This window comes from Microbacterium sp. JZ70 (genome assembly GCF_053903225.1).
The window spans coordinates 1726174-1742156 of sequence record NZ_CP096405.1 but is presented as its reverse complement, the minus strand read 5'-3'; the positions used below and the strand labels follow the sequence as shown (position 1 = coordinate 1742156).

13 protein-coding genes are annotated in these 15983 nt (G+C 71.1%); 1 reads left to right on the top strand and 12 read right to left on the bottom strand.

Going from position 1 to position 15983, the window contains the following annotated elements:
- Window positions 1-338 precede the first annotated feature (338 nt).
- From tyrS to M1D46_RS07850, 11 genes are all read right to left on the bottom strand, one after another.
- Complete coding sequence (tyrS, locus tag M1D46_RS07900; protein WP_456287084.1) at window positions 339-1643, bottom strand: tyrosine--tRNA ligase; 1305 nt, start codon at window positions 1641-1643, stop codon at window positions 339-341.
- Window positions 1644-1676: 33 nt separating this feature from the next.
- Complete coding sequence (gene argH / locus M1D46_RS07895) at window positions 1677-3107, bottom strand: argininosuccinate lyase (RefSeq protein ID WP_456287083.1); 1431 nt, start codon at window positions 3105-3107, stop codon at window positions 1677-1679.
- 75 nt (window positions 3108-3182) lie between these two features.
- Window positions 3183-4319 carry a heparan-alpha-glucosaminide N-acetyltransferase domain-containing protein gene (locus tag M1D46_RS07890; RefSeq protein ID WP_456284902.1) on the bottom strand — a complete coding sequence of 379 codons (1137 nt, stop codon included), beginning with the start codon at window positions 4317-4319 and terminating at the stop codon, window positions 3183-3185.
- Window positions 4295-5221, bottom strand: coding sequence for an ornithine carbamoyltransferase (argF, locus tag M1D46_RS07885; RefSeq protein WP_271174283.1), 927 nt, complete (start codon window positions 5219-5221; stop codon window positions 4295-4297). Before argF ends, M1D46_RS07890 begins: the two co-directional genes overlap by 25 nt.
- Window positions 5218-6423 (bottom strand): acetylornithine transaminase, encoded by a 1206-nt coding sequence (locus M1D46_RS07880; RefSeq protein WP_456287082.1) that lies wholly within the window; start codon window positions 6421-6423, stop codon window positions 5218-5220. Before M1D46_RS07880 ends, argF begins: the two co-directional genes overlap by 4 nt.
- A complete protein-coding gene (gene argB, locus M1D46_RS07875; RefSeq protein ID WP_271174281.1) occupies window positions 6420-7325 on the bottom strand; it encodes an acetylglutamate kinase in 906 nt (301 codons plus the stop codon). Before argB ends, M1D46_RS07880 begins: the two co-directional genes overlap by 4 nt.
- On the bottom strand, window positions 7322-8479 hold the full coding sequence (argJ, locus tag M1D46_RS07870) for a bifunctional glutamate N-acetyltransferase/amino-acid acetyltransferase ArgJ (protein WP_324011915.1): 1158 nt from the start codon (window positions 8477-8479) through the stop codon (window positions 7322-7324). Before argJ ends, argB begins: the two co-directional genes overlap by 4 nt.
- Window positions 8476-9522, bottom strand: a complete 1047-nt coding sequence (gene argC, locus M1D46_RS07865; RefSeq protein WP_282980044.1) for an N-acetyl-gamma-glutamyl-phosphate reductase — start codon at window positions 9520-9522, stop codon at window positions 8476-8478. Before argC ends, argJ begins: the two co-directional genes overlap by 4 nt.
- 601 nt (window positions 9523-10123) lie before the next feature.
- The gene (gene pheT / locus M1D46_RS07860) at window positions 10124-12616 is read right to left on the bottom strand and encodes a phenylalanine--tRNA ligase subunit beta (RefSeq protein ID WP_456287080.1); all 2493 of its coding nucleotides are present in this window, start codon (window positions 12614-12616) and stop codon (window positions 10124-10126) included.
- Window positions 12616-13656, bottom strand: coding sequence for a phenylalanine--tRNA ligase subunit alpha (gene pheS / locus M1D46_RS07855; protein WP_271174276.1), 1041 nt, complete (start codon window positions 13654-13656; stop codon window positions 12616-12618). The genes pheT and pheS overlap by 1 nt, the downstream gene beginning before the upstream one ends.
- Window positions 13649-14122, bottom strand: coding sequence for a winged helix-turn-helix transcriptional regulator (locus tag M1D46_RS07850; protein ID WP_456287079.1), 474 nt, complete (start codon window positions 14120-14122; stop codon window positions 13649-13651). Before M1D46_RS07850 ends, pheS begins: the two co-directional genes overlap by 8 nt.
- A 53-nt stretch (window positions 14123-14175) precedes the next feature.
- Between M1D46_RS07850 and M1D46_RS07845 the strand changes: the two genes are divergently transcribed.
- Window positions 14176-14457: a RidA family protein gene (locus M1D46_RS07845; RefSeq protein ID WP_456287078.1), complete on the top strand. Its 282-nt coding sequence runs from the start codon at window positions 14176-14178 to the stop codon at window positions 14455-14457.
- 44 nt (window positions 14458-14501) lie between these two features.
- Here the strand turns inward: M1D46_RS07845 and M1D46_RS07840 are convergent, their stop codons facing one another.
- Window positions 14502-15974: a hypothetical protein gene (locus tag M1D46_RS07840; RefSeq protein ID WP_456287077.1), complete on the bottom strand. Its 1473-nt coding sequence runs from the start codon at window positions 15972-15974 to the stop codon at window positions 14502-14504.
- Between the last annotated feature and the right edge of the window lie 9 nt (window positions 15975-15983).

Below are 15983 nucleotides of genomic sequence, written 5' to 3'. Positions count from 1 at the left end.
AAGTGCACGCTGTTGAGTTCTCAAGGATCAGACGCACCCAGCCCCACGACTCCCGCCGCGGCCCTCCGGGGCAACCATCCACCCCCAGCACCAGCAAGACCACAGCCTCACCAGAACCAGGGATTGTGTTGTACGTCGCAGACCTGGGGCGGGGAACCTTCCGGCTCAACCTCACCGCTTGGCGGCGACAAGGGAATACATTACGCCGAACCCCCACCCCCAGCAAACCCACCCACCACTCGGGCGTGTCGCAACCCGGAAACAGGGCCAACCGGTCCCTGTTGCGCCGAAGGGCGCGCCTCCTCACGGAGACGCGCCCTTCGGCGGAACGCTGGATGTCAGGCGTCGATGAAGACGCCGGCGAGCGCCTTCTTGCCGCGCCGCAGCACCGAGACGCCGCCCGGGAGCGTTCCGTTCACCGTCGCCTCATCGGAGTCGACCTTCGCGCCGTCCACGGAGACGCCGCCCTGTGAGATCGCGCGACGCGCCTCCGATACCGACGAAACGAGCCCCGTCTCCACGAGCGCCTGGGTGACGGGCGTGCCCGCGGCGAGCGTCGCGTGGGGCAGTTCACGGAGCGCGGAGGCGAGGGTGCCCGCGTCGAGAGCACCGAGATCTCCCTTTCCGAACAGAGCCTCCGACGCGTCGATGGCCGCAGCGGTCGCCTCTGCCCCGTGCACGGCGGTCGTCACCTCGAGCGCGAGCCTCTTCTGCGCCGCACGGCGGAACGGCTCGCTCTCCACGAGAGCTGCGTACTCCTCGATCTCGGCCCGCGTGAGGAACGTGAAGACCTTCAGGCGCTCGACCACGTCGGCGTCATGGGTGTTGAGCCAGAACTGGTAGAACGCGTACGGACTGCACATCTCCGGATCGAGCCAGATCGCGTTGCCCTCGCTCTTGCCGAACTTCGAGCCGTCGCTGTTCGTGATCAGCGGGGTGCCGAAGGCGTGGACCGACCGTCCCTCGACGCGGTGGATGAGGTCCGTGCCGCTCGTGAGATTGCCCCACTGGTCGCTGCCGCCCGTCTGCAGGACGCAGTCGTAGCGGCGGTAGAGCTCGAGGAAGTCCATCCCCTGGAGGATCTGGTAGCTGAACTCCGTGTAGCTGATGCCGGCTTCGGAGTTCAGGCGCGCGGTCACCGCGTCCTTCTTGATCATCGTGCCGACGCGGTAGTGCTTGCCGATGTCGCGGAGGAAGTCGATCGCCGACATCGGCGCCGTCCAGTCGAGGTTGTTCACCATCCGAGCGGCGTTGTCGCCGTCGAAGCTGAGGAACCGCTCGATCTGGGCGCGCAGCTGCGCGACCCACTCGGCGACCGTCTCCTTCGTCTGCATGACGCGCTCGGCGGTCGGGCGGGGGTCCCCGATGAGGCCGGTCGCCCCGCCCACGAGACCGAGCGGCCGGTGGCCGGCGAGCTGCATGCGACGCATCGTGAGAAGCTGCACGAGGTGCCCGAGGTGAAGGCTCGGCGCGGTCGGGTCGAACCCGCAGTAATACACGATCGACTCGCCCGCGAGCAGCTCGCGAAGAGCGTCCTGGTCGGTCGACACGTGCACGAGGCCGCGCCAGACGAGCTCATCCCAGATGGTCTCGAAAGAGGGATCGTTCGCCTGCACGGCAACGGAGGTTGCGGGTACAGTCATGCGCTCCAGCCTAGGGCTTCCCGGGACCCGTCCTCACAAGCCGAGCGCGTGCGCGACGGCCTGCGTCCGTGCGACGAGCTCCGCGCGCTGCTCGGCCACCCGCTCGGGAGCGGTGCCGCCGACACCGGCGCGCGATGCAACCGATCCCTCGATCGACAGCACCTCCCGCACGGCGGGCGTGAGGTGCTCGGACACCTCGGCGAGGAGCTCGTCCGTCGCGTCCTCCAGGCCGATCCCCCGCTCCTCGCAGGCGCGGACGAGCGCACCGGAGATCTCGTGGGCGTCGCGGAACGGGACCCGCTGCGTGACGAGCCACTCGGCGACATCCGTCGCAAGCGAGAATCCCTGCGGCGCGAGCGAGGCCATCCGCTCGGTGTCGAAGCGCAGTGTGGCGACCATCCCCGTGAAGGCGGGAAGAAGCACCTCGAGAGTCGCGACGGAGTCGAACACCGGCTCCTTGTCCTCCTGCAGATCGCGGTTGTACGCGAGCGGGAGCGCCTTGAGCGTCGCGAGCAGGCCGGAGAGGTTGCCGATCAGGCGTCCCGACTTGCCGCGCGCGAGCTCGGCGATGTCGGGGTTCTTCTTCTGCGGCATGATGCTCGAGCCCGTCGAGTACCCGTCGTCGAGGGTCACGAAGCCGAACTCGCGGGTGTTCCAGAGGATGATCTCCTCTGACATGCGCGACAGGTCGATGCCGATCTGCGCCGCGATGTAGGCGAACTCGGCGACGACGTCGCGCGCGGCCGTGCCGTCCATGGAGTTCTCGGCCGGCCGATCGAGGCCGAGTTCACGGGCGACGAGCGCGGGATCGAGACCGAGGGTCGACCCGGCGAGCGCCCCTCCCCCGTACGGCGACACGCCCGCGCGGGCGCGCCAGTCGCGGAGCCGCTCGAGGTCGCGCACGAGCGGCCATCCGTGTGCCTGGAGGTGATGCGCGAGGAGCACGGGCTGGGCGTGCTGGAGGTGCGTGCGGCCCGGCAGGATGGCCGACGGGTGCGCGTCGGCCTGCGCCACGAGCGCGTCGATGAGCTGGACGAGCTCGCGCGCGATCACACCCGCGTGGTCGATGAGGAACAGGCGGATGAGCGTCGCGATCTGGTCGTTGCGGCTCCGGCCTGCGCGCAGTCGGCCGCCGAGCTCGGCGCCCACCTCCTCGAGGAGCGCCGTCTCGAGGGCGCCGTGCACATCCTCATCCGCATCGCGCGGACGCAGACGACCGCTTCGCACGCCCTCGGCGAGCGCGTCGAGCCCGGCGTGCATGCGCGCCGCCTCGTCGGCGGTGAGGTAGCCGGCGGCCTCGAGGGCCGCTGCGTGCGCGTGCGATCCGCGGATGTCGTAGAGCGCGAGCTGCCAGTCGAAGTGCGTCGATCGGCTCAGCGCCTGCAGCTCGGGGCTCGGCCCCCCTGCGAAGCGTCCGCCCCAGAGGGCTCCCTCGTTCGTCCCACGCGTCTCGCCTGTGCTCACCCGTCCAGCGTACTGAAGCGCCAGGACCCGCTCCGACCACCATCCATGTCTCGCCCGCCGCGGGAAAGCCCGTCGCTATCCCGCCGGGAGTGAGACACCTCGACGGGACGTCGGCACGATCGTGCGGGCGAGCCAGGCGATGCCGGCCTCGAGCGGGCCGCGCCCGACGAGCAGCGACCACAGGCTGCAGCCGACGATCGTCGCGACGGTCAGGGGCCAGAACGGCTCGGTCGCGCGGAACGCCACGAGATCCGACCCGAACTGCAGCACGGTGGGCTCGGGCTGCAGCAGCGCCCACGCGACGAGCTGCGCCGCGTATGCCGTGAGCGGCATCGAACCCATCGCCCGCAGGGGCCACGCGAGCCAGCGGAGCGGTGTCCGGCACGCGAGGAGGCATACGCCGATGACCGCGACCGCGAACCCGCCGGAGCCGACCGCCTCGGCGACTCCGCTCGAGTGCGCCGCGTCATCGAGCACGTGCGCCCACACGCTCTCGGGCTCGGCGAGCGACCTCCACCGGCCCAGCACCCCGTACCCGATGACGGCCGCGGCCGCGCCGCCGAGGACGAGCGCCAACGCCGTCCGCGGCCGACCGAGGCGGAGGCGTCCGATGGCGAGCCCCGCCGCGACGAAGGCGAACCAGAGCGCGAACGGATAGTGCCATCCGGTCAGCTGCGCGATGAGCTCGCCGGAGAGCGATTCCCACCCTGCCCATCCGTCGATCGCCCACACCGCGAACGGCGCGATCAGCGCGACCGCGACGGCGATCGCGAGCAGCAACGCGGGGCGCATCCGCAGCACCGGGAGCGCGAGGAGGAACAGGATGCCGTATGCCGGCAGGATCACGAGCACGGGCGTGTCGAGTGCGACCAGGAGCAGGCCGATCACCCAGATCGCGATCGCCCGCACGACGATCCGGCCGCGCGCGACCGCCATCCGCTCGCCGTCGACTGGGGTCGACCCGCCCGTGACGAGCGCGAGCGAGACGCCGGCGAGCGTCGCGAAGAGGATGGACGAGCGGCCGTTGACGACGTCGATCCAGGTCGCGGGGTCACCCCAGGCGAAGGGCGACGTGTCGAGCAGGTGGGCGGCGAACATGCCGATCACCGCGAGGCCGCGCGCGAGGTCGATGCCGGGCGCGCGGCCGGACCCGTCCAGCCGAGCCAGACGGGTCCGGATCCAGCCGGTCAGTCCGCCTGGCGCAGCAGCCACACGAGGAGGGCCTTCTGCGCGTGCAGGCGGTTCTCCGCCTCGTCCCAGATGACGCTCTGCGGGCCGTCGATGACCTCGGCGTCGACCTCGTAGCCGCGATCGGCGGGGAGGCAGTGGATGAAGATCGCCTTGTCGTCGGCGAGCCCCATGAGCTCGGGCGTCACCTTGTACGCGCCGAGGTCGCGCAGGCGGGCGAGCTTCTCCTCCTCCTTGCCCATCGAGACCCAGGTGTCGGTCACGACGACGTCGGCACCGGCGGCCGCCTCGAGCGGATCGGTGAAGAGGGTGAGCGAGCCGCCGGTCTCGATGCCGATGCGGTCGGCGTCCATCACGATGTCCTCGCGGGGCGCGTAGTCGATCGGCGATGCGATCCGCACGTGCATGCCGGCCATCACGCCCGCGAGCGCATACGAGTGCGCCATGTTGCTGCGGCCGTCTCCGAAGAACGACAGCGTGAGCCCGCGCAGCTCGCCCTTGTGCTCGCGCACGGTGAGCAGGTCGGCCAGCAGCTGGCACGGATGGAAGTCGTCGCTGAGAGCGTTGACGACGGGCACCCGCGTGCCCTTCGCCATCTCCTCGAGGCCCTGCTGCGCGTACGTGCGCCACACGATCGCGGCGACCTGGCGCTCCAGCACGCGCGCCGTGTCGGCGGGCGTCTCCTTGCCGCCGAGCTGGCTGTTCGCGGTCGAGATGATGAGCGGCGTGCCGCCGAGGTCGGCGATGCCGACGGCGAACGAGACGCGCGTGCGAGTCGACGACTTGTCGAAGATGACCGCCACGGTCTTCGGGCCGGCCAGGGACTTGTCGGCCCAGCGGTCCTTCTTGAGCTCGGCCGCGAGCTCGAGGATCTCGGCCTGCTCGGCCGGCGTGATGTCGTCGTCGCGCAGGAAGTGGCGGGTCATGCGTGGGTCTCCGTCGGGGTCGGGATGGTCGCGGCGACGGCCGAGAGAGCCTCGCCGAACAGGGTGAGGAACTCCTCGATCTCCGCATCGCCGATCGTGTAGGCGGGAGCGATGCGGATGACGTCCGCATCGGGGGCGTTGACGATGAGGCCGCGCTCATGGGCGGCCGCGCGCACCTCCGCCGCAACCGGCGCGGTCAGCGTGATGCCGATGAGGAGGCCCTCGCCGCGCGTGCCCGAGACGAGCGGGAGCTCGGCGACGGCCGTGCGCAGCTGAGCGCCGCGCGCGGTCACGTTCTCGAGCAGCCCTTCGCTCTCGATGTAGCCGAGCACGGCGTTCGCGACCGCGCTGGCGAGCGGGTTGCCGCCGAACGTCGAGTTGTGGGTGCCGGGATAGAACAGGTCGCTCGCTGCGCCGAACGTGATGAGGGCGCCGAGGGGGAATCCCGCGCCGATGCTCTTCGCGAGCGTCACGGCATCGGGGACGATCCCCTCGCGCTGGAAGGCGAACCACTCCCCCGTGCGGCCCGAGCCGGTCTGCACCTCGTCGAGGACGAGGAGCGCGCCGCGCTCGGTCGCGAGCTCGCGAGCCCTCGCGAGGAAGCCGTCCGGCATCGGGACGACGCCGGCCTCGCCCTGGATCGGCTCGACGAAGAGCGCCGCGATCGAGTCGTCGAAAGCCGCATCGAGCGCCTCGAGCGTGGCGTCGATCGAGCGCACACCCGGCAGGACGGGCTCGAACGGATCGCGGTACGCGGCCTTGGGGGTGATCGAGAGCGCCCCCATGGTGCGGCCGTGGAACGCGCCGTTGAGCACGAGGATGGTCGACTTGCCGGTCTTCCCGCCGTGCAGGCGGGCGAGCTTGATCGCCATCTCGTTCGCCTCGGTGCCCGAGTTCGAGAGGAACACCCGTCCGTCGTCGCCGGTGCCGGCCAGACGCTTCAGGCGGGCGGCGAGCTCGAGCTGCGCGGGGCTCGCGAAGTAGTTCGAGATGTGCGCGAGCGTCGCCGCCTGCTTCGACACGGCCTCCACGAACACGGGATGCGCGTGGCCGAGGCAGTTGACGGCGATCCCGCCCAGGAAGTCGAGGTAGCGGCGGTCGTCCGCGTCCCAGACATGCGAGCCCTCACCCCGAGTGAGGAGCGCGAGGCGCCCGCCCAGGCTCATGAGATCCCGCGATGCGTCGTCCTGCCAGGTGCTCATCCGACCACCACCTCCGTTCCGATTCCCTTGCTGGTGAAGAGCTCGACGAGCACCGAGTGCGGCACGCGCCCGTCGATGATGGCTGCCGTCGGCACGCCGCCGTCGACCGCGTCGAGGCACGCCTGCATCTTCGGGATCATTCCCGACTCGAGCTTCGGCAGCATCTCGCGCAGCTCGTCGGCCTTGATGTGCGACACGAGCGAGTCGCGGTTCGGCCAGTCGGCGTACAAGCCGGGCACATCGGTGAGGACCACGAGCTTCCGCGCGCCGAGCGCCACCGCGAGCGCGGATGCCGCGGCATCCGCGTTGATGTTGAGCGTGTGACCGGGGTGGTCGAGGTCGGGCGCGACACCCGCGACGACCGGGATGCGGTCGGCCTCGAGCTGGTCGATCACGGGAGTCGGGTCGACGCGGACGACGTCGCCCACCCGGCCGAGGCTCTCCTCGACGCCGTCGATGACGACGCCGCGGCGCCGGCCGCCGAAGAGCCCGGCGTCCTCGCCCGAGACTCCCACCGCGAACGGGCCGTGCGAGTTGATCTTGGCGACGAGCTGGGGGTTGATCTGGCCGGTGAGCACCATCCGGACGACCGAGATCGCCTCGGTGCTCGTCACGCGGTAGCCGCCCTTGAACTCGCTCGGGATCGCGAGGCGATCGAGCATGCTCGAGATCTGCGGCCCGCCGCCGTGCACGACGACGGGCTTGATGCCCACGTAGCGGAGATACGCGATGTCGGCCGCGAACGCGTCCTGGAGCTCCTCCGAGATCATCGCATTGCCGCCGTACTTCACGACGACGATCTGATCGCGGTACTCCTTGAGCCACGGAAGCGACTCGATGAGGGTGGCCGCCTTGAACTCGGCTTCCTCGGGGCTGGTGTCCTGCAGGTCGATCGGTGTCATGAGGAGTACGCGCTGTTCTCGTGGACGTAGTCGTGCGTGAGGTCGTTCGTGAGGATGGTCGCGGTCGCCTCTCCCGCGTGCAGGTCGATGAGCACGTGCGTGTCGCGCGGTGCGAGATCGACCTCCTCGCGGGGGCGGTCCGGGCCGCCCGCGCTGCACACGCGGACGCCGTTCATCGAGACGTCGACCTGGTAGGGGTCGAACTCCGCGGAGGTCGTGCCGATCGCCGCCAGCACGCGGCCCCAGTTCGGATCGTTGCCGAAGATGGCGGCCTTGAAGAGGTTGTTGCGCGCGACCGAGCGGCCCACCTCGACCGCGTCCTGCTCGCTCGCGGCCCCGACGACCTCGATCGCGATCGCATGGCTGGCCCCCTCGGCGTCAGCCTGCAGCTGCCGCGCGAGGTCGGAGCAGACCGCGGCGAGCGCGCTCGCGAACTCGTCCGGGTCGGGGGTCACGCCCGAGGCCCCGCTCACGAGGAGCGTGACCTGGTCGTTCGTCGACATGCATCCGTCGGAGTCGAGCCGATCGAAGCTGACGTTCGTCGCGGAGCGGAGGTGCGCGTCGGCGGCCGCCGCGTCGAGCACGGCGTCGGTCGTGAGCACGACGAGCATCGTCGCGAGCCCGGGAGCGAGCATCCCCGCGCCCTTCGCCATCCCTCCGATCGACCATCCGCCGCCGCGATGCACCGCGGTCTTGGGAACCGTGTCGGTCGTCATGATCGCGCGTGCCGCGTCGTCTCCGCCGTCGGCGCTGAGGGAGGCGATCGCCTTCGCGGTGCCGTCGAGCACCTTCGCGCGGAACACCTCGTCGCCCGTGCCGATGAGGCCGGTCGAGCAGACCTGGATGCCGACGGCTCCGACGCCGAGGAGCTCCGCCGCGCGCTCCGCGGTCTGGTGCGTCGTCTGGAAGCCGAACGCGCCCGTGAAGCAGTTGGCGCCGCCCGAGTTCAGCACGACCGCCTCGATCACGCCGCCCTTGATCGCCTCCTGCGACCACAGGATCGGGTTCGCCTTCGCCCGGTTCGAGGTGAACACGGCGGCGCCGGCCTTGAGCGGCCCGCGGTTGACGACGACCGCGACGTCGGGCTTGCCCGTCGACTTGAGCCCTGCGGCGACTCCGGCCGCCTCGAATCCTGCGGGTGCGGTCACGCTCACGGCGCCACTCCGTTCACGGTGAGAGCGCGGCCCTCCGGAAGGCCGAGCGCGATGTTCATGGACTGGATCGCGGCGCCCGCCGTCCCCTTCGCGAGGTTGTCGACGGCGGTCACGACGACGACCCGGCCGGCCGCGCGGTCGATCGCGAGGCCGATGAGGGCCGTGTTCGCGCCGAGGACGTCGGCCGTGCGCGGCACCTGTCCCTCGGGCAGGAGCTGCACGAAGGTCTCGCCCGCGTACGCCTGCTCCCACGCGTCGCGGATCTGCGCGTCGGTCACGCCGTCCGCGATGCGCGCCGTCGAGGTCGCGAGGATGCCGCGGGCCATCGGCACGATCACGGGGGTGAAGGAGATCCGGATGTCGCCGGTCGCGCCCGCGGCACGGAGCGCCTGCCGGATCTCGGGGATGTGGCGGTGCGTTCCCCCCACCGCGTACGGGTTCGCCGTTCCGAGGAGCTCAGCGCCGAGAAGATGCGTCTTGAGGCTCTTGCCCGCGCCCGAGGGGCCGACCGCCAGGACGCTCACGATGTCGGACGGGTCGATAACGCCCGCGGCGACGCCGGGCGCGAGGCTGAGGCTCACGGTCGACGCGTTGCACCCGGGCGCCGCGATCCGAGTGGCCCCGACGAGACGCTCGCGCTGCTTCGCGCCGCCGACCGGAAGCTCGGGGACGCCGTACGCCCAGGGCTCGTGGAAGGCACCGCCGTAGAACGCGTCCCAGTCCCCCTCGTCGACGAGACGGTGATCGGCACCGCAGTCGATGACGAGCGCGGCGTCGCCGAGCGCGTCGGTGTACTGGCCGGATTGGCCGTGCGGGAGCGCGAGGAAGACGACATCGTGACCGGCGAGGATCTCCGGCGTCGTGTCCTGCAGGGTGAGGTGCGCGAGCGAGCGGAGATGCGGCTGATGCTGGATGAGCGGCTGGCCGGCGTTCGAGTGCGCGGTGACCGTGCGGATCTCGACGTCCGGATGTTCGGCGAGCAGACGGAGGAGCTCTCCGCCGGCGTAGCCCGAAGCGCCGGAGACGGCGACCGAATACGACATGACTTCTACCTTATTGTCCGTGGGCGGGGGCCGGAGACGGCGACACCGGCCGACGGACCGCGCGCAGGCGCAGTGTCTCGCGGTGTCGCCTAGATTCGGCGGCCGCTGCGACGTCGGGGCGCGACGAGCGCGCTCGGAGCGAGCGTGCGCGAGGTCGCGGGCGAGGTCATGCCGACGACAGTACCACGGAGCGGATGGCCGGCTCGTCAGTCAGGCAGGTCGGCGAGGGTGGGCGTCGTCCATGAGGGATCGGGGCGCCAGTCGCGCCACGCGGGGTCGAACGGCCAGTCCCCGGCCGCGAACGACGCCATCGCCGCGTTTCGCGGCGATCGAGGCAGAGTTCGCCGCGTTCTGCGGGAACCTCGTCCGGCATCCGCCCCGTTCTGAGGCAATCGGTCGGGCGTTCGCCGCGTTTCGCGGCTGGTCTGGCGATGAACGCCGAATCGCCCGACCGACTCGTGAGGCCACGCGCACGCGCACGCGCACGTCTCGCGACCCGGGCCATCCGCGCCCGCGTGCAGATCGCAGCATCGGCGCGCCGCGGCATCCCGGATGCGGCGAGACCCCGCCAGGAGCGGGGTCTCGCCGTGCACGCGCCGTCTCAGTCGCGCAGCTGCGCGCCGAAGCGCTCGCTCGCGACGGCCACTCCGGCGAGCTTCGCGTCCGATGCCTCGGCGGCGGTGAGCGTGCGGTCCGGTGCGCGGAAGCGCAGCGCGAACGTGAGGCTCTTCGATCCCTCGGGCACACCCTGACCGCGGTAGTCGTCCACGAGGCGCAGCGACTCGAGCAGGGAGCCGGCCCCCTCGGCGAGCGCGGCGCGGAGCGAGGCCGCCGGCAGATCGGCCGGGACGATGAGCGAGACGTCCTGCGTCGCGGCGGGGAACGTCGACAGCGACTCGGCGACGACGCGATCGCCCGCGCGATCGAGCACGGCGTCGAGGTCGATCTCGCCGACGGTGACCCGCCCGACGAGGTCGGCCTCGTCGGCGACCTGCGGGAGCAGCTCGCCCACGTACCCCACGACGTCGCCGCGCACGGAGAGCAGGCCGGTGCGGCCCGGGTGCAGCGCGGCGCGCTCGCCCTGGACGACGTCGATCTCGACGCCCGCGGCCGCGGCGATCAGCCGGACCGCGTCGAGGGCGACCTCGAGTCCGGCGGCCTCGGCCGCGCGACCGGGCTGCTTCGGCGCGATGCTGCCCGCGAGCAGGAACGCGATCCGGCGCGGCTGCTCCGGGATGGAGGCGTCGATCGCGGCGAGCGTGGTCGCGTCCGGTCGCACGGCGAGCGGCGGGATGGTGTCGGTCCCGTAGGTCATGCCGGGCTCGGGGAGGAAGACGGTGCCGACCTCGAAGAGCGCCAGATCGGTCAGACCGCGCGCGAGGTTCCGGTGCGCGGTCTGCAGCAGGCCCGGGATGAGCGATCGGCGCAGGTACGGGGCCTGGCCGTCGAGCGCGTTCGCGAGCCGGACGCTCGGCAGGCGCTCTCCCGACGCCGAGCCGTGCAGGTCGTTCTGCTCCTGCGTCGTGAACGGGAAGGCGGGGGTCTCCACGAAGCCCGCGGCCGCGAGCGCGTTCGCGACGCGGCGGCGCCCCTGCTGCAGGGGCGTGTAGCCGCGTCCCGACGGCGGAGTCGGGAGGATCGACGGGATGCGGTCGAGCCCGTGGATGCGCGCGACCTCCTCCGCGAGCGTCCACTTGTCGGTGAGGTCCGGACGCCAGGACGGCGGGATGACCTGCCATCCGCCATCGACGGCGGCCACCTGGGCGCCGATCATCTCGAGGGCGCCCACGATCTCGTCGTCCGTGTAGTCGACGCCCACGATGCCGGGCACGAAGGCCGCGGGGAGCTCGATCCCCTCGGACACCTGCTCGGCGTACAGCGCGCTGCCCAGCTCGTCCGCCGTTCCGCCTGCGAGCTCGACCATGAGGTCGACCGCGCGCTGCGCCGCCGCGTACGGGATGGCCGGGTCGACCCCGCGCTCGAACCGACGCGACGCATCGCTCGACAGCTTGTGCCGGCGCGCCGTGCGCGCGATCGAGACCGCGTCGAACGTCGCGGCCTCGATGAGGACGTTCCTGGTGTCGTCGCCCATCTCGGTCGTCGCACCGCCCATCACGCCGGCGAGGCCGATCGGGCCCGACTCATCGGCGATGAGGAGGTCCTCCGGGTCGAGCGTGCGCACCTGGCCGTCGAGCGTCTCGAGCTTCTCGCCCGGCTCCGCTCGGCGGACCGTGATGCCGCCCGAGAGCTTGTCGAGGTCGTAGCCGTGGATCGGGTTGCCGAGCTCGAGCATGACGTAGTTGGTGATGTCCACGAGGATGCCGAGCGAGCGCACACCTGCGAGCGAGAGCCGCGCGATCATCCACGGCGGCGTCGGCTTCGATGTGTCGACGTCGCGGACGACCCGCGTGACGAACTCCGTCGCGCCCACGCGCCCCCGGATGGGCCGCGTGTCGACGACCGACACCGGGAAGCCCTCGCCCGACGCGACGTCGGCGAGCTCGGCGGGGTCGCGGAACGCCGCGCCGGTGGCGTGCGCGTACTCGCGTGCGATGCCTCGGATCGACAGCGCGTAGCCGCGGTCGGGCGTGACGTTGACGTCGACCGCCGCGTCATCGAGGCCGAGGAGGGCGATCGCGTCGGCGCCGACCTCCGGGTCGAGGCCGAGCTCGACGAGACGGAGGATGCCGTTGTGCTCGTCGCCCAGGCCGAGCTCGCGCGCGGAGGCGATCATGCCATCCGACAGGTGACCGTACGTCTTGCGGGCCGCGATCGGGAACGGTCCGGGCAGGACGGCGCCGGGGAGCGTCGCGACGATCTTGTCGCCGGGGAAGAAGTTGCTCGCGCCGCAGACGATGCCGCGGGGCTCCGCCTCTCCGACGTCGACCTGGCACCAGCGGATCGTCTTGCCGTTCTTCTGCGGCTCCTCCTCGAAGGAGAGCACCCGGCCCACGACGATCGGGCCGGTCAGGTCGAAGCGGACGACATCCTCCTCCTCGAACCCGACGCGCACGAGCGCAGCGAGGACGTCCTCGGGGGTCGCCTCCTGCGGAAGATCGACGTACTCACGCAGCCACGAAAGCGGGACGCGCATCACACCACCATCCCGAACTGCTCGCTGAAGCGCACATCGCCCTCTGCCATGTCGCGCATGTCCTTCACGTCGCTGCGGAACATGAGCGTGCGCTCGATGCCCATGCCGAACGCGAACCCGCTGTAGACCTCCGGATCGATCCCCGCCGCGCGGAGCACGTTGGGGTTGATCATGCCGCAGCCGCCCCACTCGATCCAGCGCGCGCCGCCCTTGAAGGTCGGGTGCCAGAGGTCGAGCTCGGCCGACGGCTCGGTGAACGGGAAGTAGTTGGTGCGCAGGCGGGTCTTCGCCTCCGCGCCGAACAGCTGCCGTGCGACGTGGTCGAGGGTGCCCTTGAGGTGGGCCATCGTGATGCCCTTGTCGACGACCAGGCCCTCGAACTGCGTGAAGACAGGCAGATGCGTCGCGTCGAACTCGTCGGTGCGGTACACGCGGCCGGGGCAGATGACGTAGACCGGCAGGTCCCGCTCGAGCATCGAGCGCACCTGGACGGGGCTCGTGTGCGTGCGCATGACGAGATGGCGCTCGACCGGGTCCACGAAGAACGTGTCCTGCATCTGGCGCGCGGGGTGGTCCTCGTCGAAGTTCAGGGCGTCGAAGTTGAACCACTCGTGCTCGAGCTCGGGTCCCTCCGCGATCTCCCATCCCATGCCGACGAAGATGTCGCCGATCTGCTCCTGCAGGAGCGAGAGCGGATGGCGCGCGCCGGTGCGCGTGCGGCTCGCGACGGCGGTGATGTCGACCCGCTCGGCCTCGAGCCGGGCGGCCAGCTCGGCCTGCGCGAGCTCCTCCTCGCGCGCGGCCAGGGCCTGCGTCACTCGTCCGCGTGCCTGCCCGACGAGCTTGCCGAACTCGGCCTTCTGCTCCTTCGGCACGCTGCGCATCTGCGCGTTGAAGGCGGCCAGGGGCGATCCCTCCCCCGCATGCGCGGCGCGGGCGGCTTTCAGGGCCGCGGTGTCGGGGGCCGCGGCGATCGCGGCGAGCGCGGCCGCGACGGCTGCTTCGACCCCTTCGGGCGTGATCTCGGGAGCATCAGACACGAGAGTCGAGTCTAGTCGGCCGGTCGCCGTGCTCCGCCGCGCTCAGAGCGCGGGCGAGGGAGCGGGATGTGCTCGGCGATCGGCGCATCCGCACCGCGAGCTCCTCGTCCTCCACGCTGTCGAAGGCCGCTCGAGCGGCCTCGACCGCAGGCAGCGCCGCGGTGGTCCAGCGGTAGAGCGCGTCGATGAGGTCCTGCAGCGTTCGGCCCAGGGCGCTGATGCGGTACTCCACCGCGACCGGCCGCGTGCTCAGCACGACACGGTCGACCATGCCGTTGCGCTCCATGCGGCGCAGGGCCGTCGTGAGCGGCTTCTGGGTGATCGCGGGGATCGCCTGGCGCAGCTCGCTGAAGCGCCGCGGTCGCTCGCAGAGCGTGTCGAGAATCCGCAGCGACCACTTGTCGAGGAGCTGGTCGAGGAGATCGCGGTGCTCTTCGGCGAGTCGGAGCGGGTCGGTATCCGGCATGAAACCTCGTCCATGTCGCCGGCCAGATCGCGCGTGACGAGGCCGGCCGCGCCGTGGCGCCGGGCGACCTGGCCGGGCAGCTCGCCCATGCCCTCCGCAACACCGCGCGAGGTCTCGCCGGCGCACGTGCCACCTTCGGTGACGTCGTGCGCCTGCGCTTCTTCGTGACGCGGTGGACCCCGGAGTCGTATCCGGCATTCATAGAGGGCATCGAGCGGGTCGCCGATGAGCTCGGGATCCCGCGGCCGCTGCCGCCGCTGTCGGCCATCGGGGTGGACTACCTGTTCGAGCCGGACGTCCTCGTCGAGGTCGAGGCCGAGGCGATCCTGGACTGAGCCCCGCGGAGCACGGCGCATCCGGTCGCCGTGCTCCGTCGCGCTCAGAGCGCGGGCGGCTGCGGGCCCCACGACGGCGCGTACATCGCCACGCCCTCGTAGGTCCAGTTCCGGTCGCCCTCGCGCAGCTGCCGCGCCTCCGCGGCGTTCGCGGTGTAGAAGTGCTTGCGGAACTTCGCGCTCCAGAAGCGGTGCACCGGCACCGTGTCGCGGTTGGCGGAGGCGGCGGTGCAGAACCCGATGCCCTCGTACGTCCAGTTCCGGTCGGTGGTGCGGACCTTCTGCGCCTCCTGGGCGTTGGTCGTGTAGAAGTGCGATGCGAACGACGACGACCAGAAGCGGTGGACGGCGACCGTTCCGGCGCGGCAGCTTCCGTTGGACACCGGCCACACGCGGAAGTCGGTGCCCTCGTACGTCCAGTTCCGATCGGTCCGGTGGAGGGTCTGGGCCTCGGATCGGTTCACGGTGTAGAAGTGCGCGTTGTCGAACTTCTGACTCCAGAAGCGGTACACCGCGACGCTGTCGCGGGGGTCGGCCTTGCCGCCCGACCCGCCGCCCGTGGGCCCGAACCAGTCGGTGTAGTAGTTGTAGAAGTTCCGGTTGCCGTACGACGCGCAGGGGTCGGACGAGGCTCCATAGCCTGCCGCGAGCGACGCCGCGTTCGGCTGATACGGCGTGTAGTAGTACAGCGCGGCGGTCGCCTTGTTGGCGATCTGGACCGGGCCGGATCCGCAGCTCGCATTCGGGTGCCAGCGCACCTGCGAGGTCTTCCCGACGGGGTACCAGTTGAAGTACGGGTCCTTGGCGTACCGCTGCAGCTGGTACGCCGCCATGTACACCTGGTTCTGGAAGCCGAAGTACCGCTCGTCGCACGCCGCGCCGTCAGGGCAGGCGTAGCCCATCGCGATGTCGTAGCGCCAGTCGCTCGGCCAGGTGTGCGTGACGAGGCCCTGCTCCTTCTGGAGCATGACGAGGAGCACCTTCTCGCTCACGCCGCACGCGCGGGAGACCTTGGAGATGATGGTCGCCGCCGACTCGCGCGATGCTCCCTGATACGTCCCGGCGCAGTACGCGTTCGCCTGCTTCGTCGTCGTCCGCTGCGCGAACTCCTTGAGGCACGTGTAGTCCGGATGGCAGTTCGGCACCTTGCCGTTGAGGAAAGACTGGATCTGCGCGGCCGACATCGTGCCCGAGGTGTACATCTTCGCGTCGCTGATGAGGTTGCCCGCGTTGAAGCCGGCGAGCGTCGCCGCGTCGACCGCGTCGTCCTGCGCGGAGTACTCTCCCGGGTCGGCCTCGTCCTCCGTGGGCGATCCGAGGTAGTCGCCGTCCTCGGGCGTCGGGATGTCGGCGACATCCGTCTCGGCGGCCGCCGAGAGCGCCGCGGAACGCGGATCGGCGACGGGAGCGGCGACAGAGCCGGCGGCGGGAAGCAGGGCGATCGCGAGGGCGGCCGCGATTCCGAGCGCGACGCGACGCAGAGGGCTCCGGTGGGAGCGCGATGTGGGGAGAGGCACGCGGCCAGT

Coding starts and splice junctions, on each gene's coding strand:
- M1D46_RS07880 (WP_456287082.1), bottom strand. CDS start 6,423: ATGAGCACCTGGCAGGACGACGCATCGCGGGATCTCATGAGCCTGGGC.
- M1D46_RS07850 (WP_456287079.1), bottom strand. CDS start 14,122: ATGCCGGATACCGACCCGCTCCGACTCGCCGAAGAGCACCGCGATCTC.
- pheT (WP_456287080.1), bottom strand. CDS start 12,616: ATGCGCGTCCCGCTTTCGTGGCTGCGTGAGTACGTCGATCTTCCGCAG.
- argB (WP_271174281.1), bottom strand. CDS start 7,325: ATGACACCGATCGACCTGCAGGACACCAGCCCCGAGGAAGCCGAGTTC.
- argF (WP_271174283.1), bottom strand. CDS start 5,221: ATGACCCGCCACTTCCTGCGCGACGACGACATCACGCCGGCCGAGCAG.
- argC (WP_282980044.1), bottom strand. CDS start 9,522: ATGTCGTATTCGGTCGCCGTCTCCGGCGCTTCGGGCTACGCCGGCGGA.
- tyrS (WP_456287084.1), bottom strand. CDS start 1,643: ATGACTGTACCCGCAACCTCCGTTGCCGTGCAGGCGAACGATCCCTCT.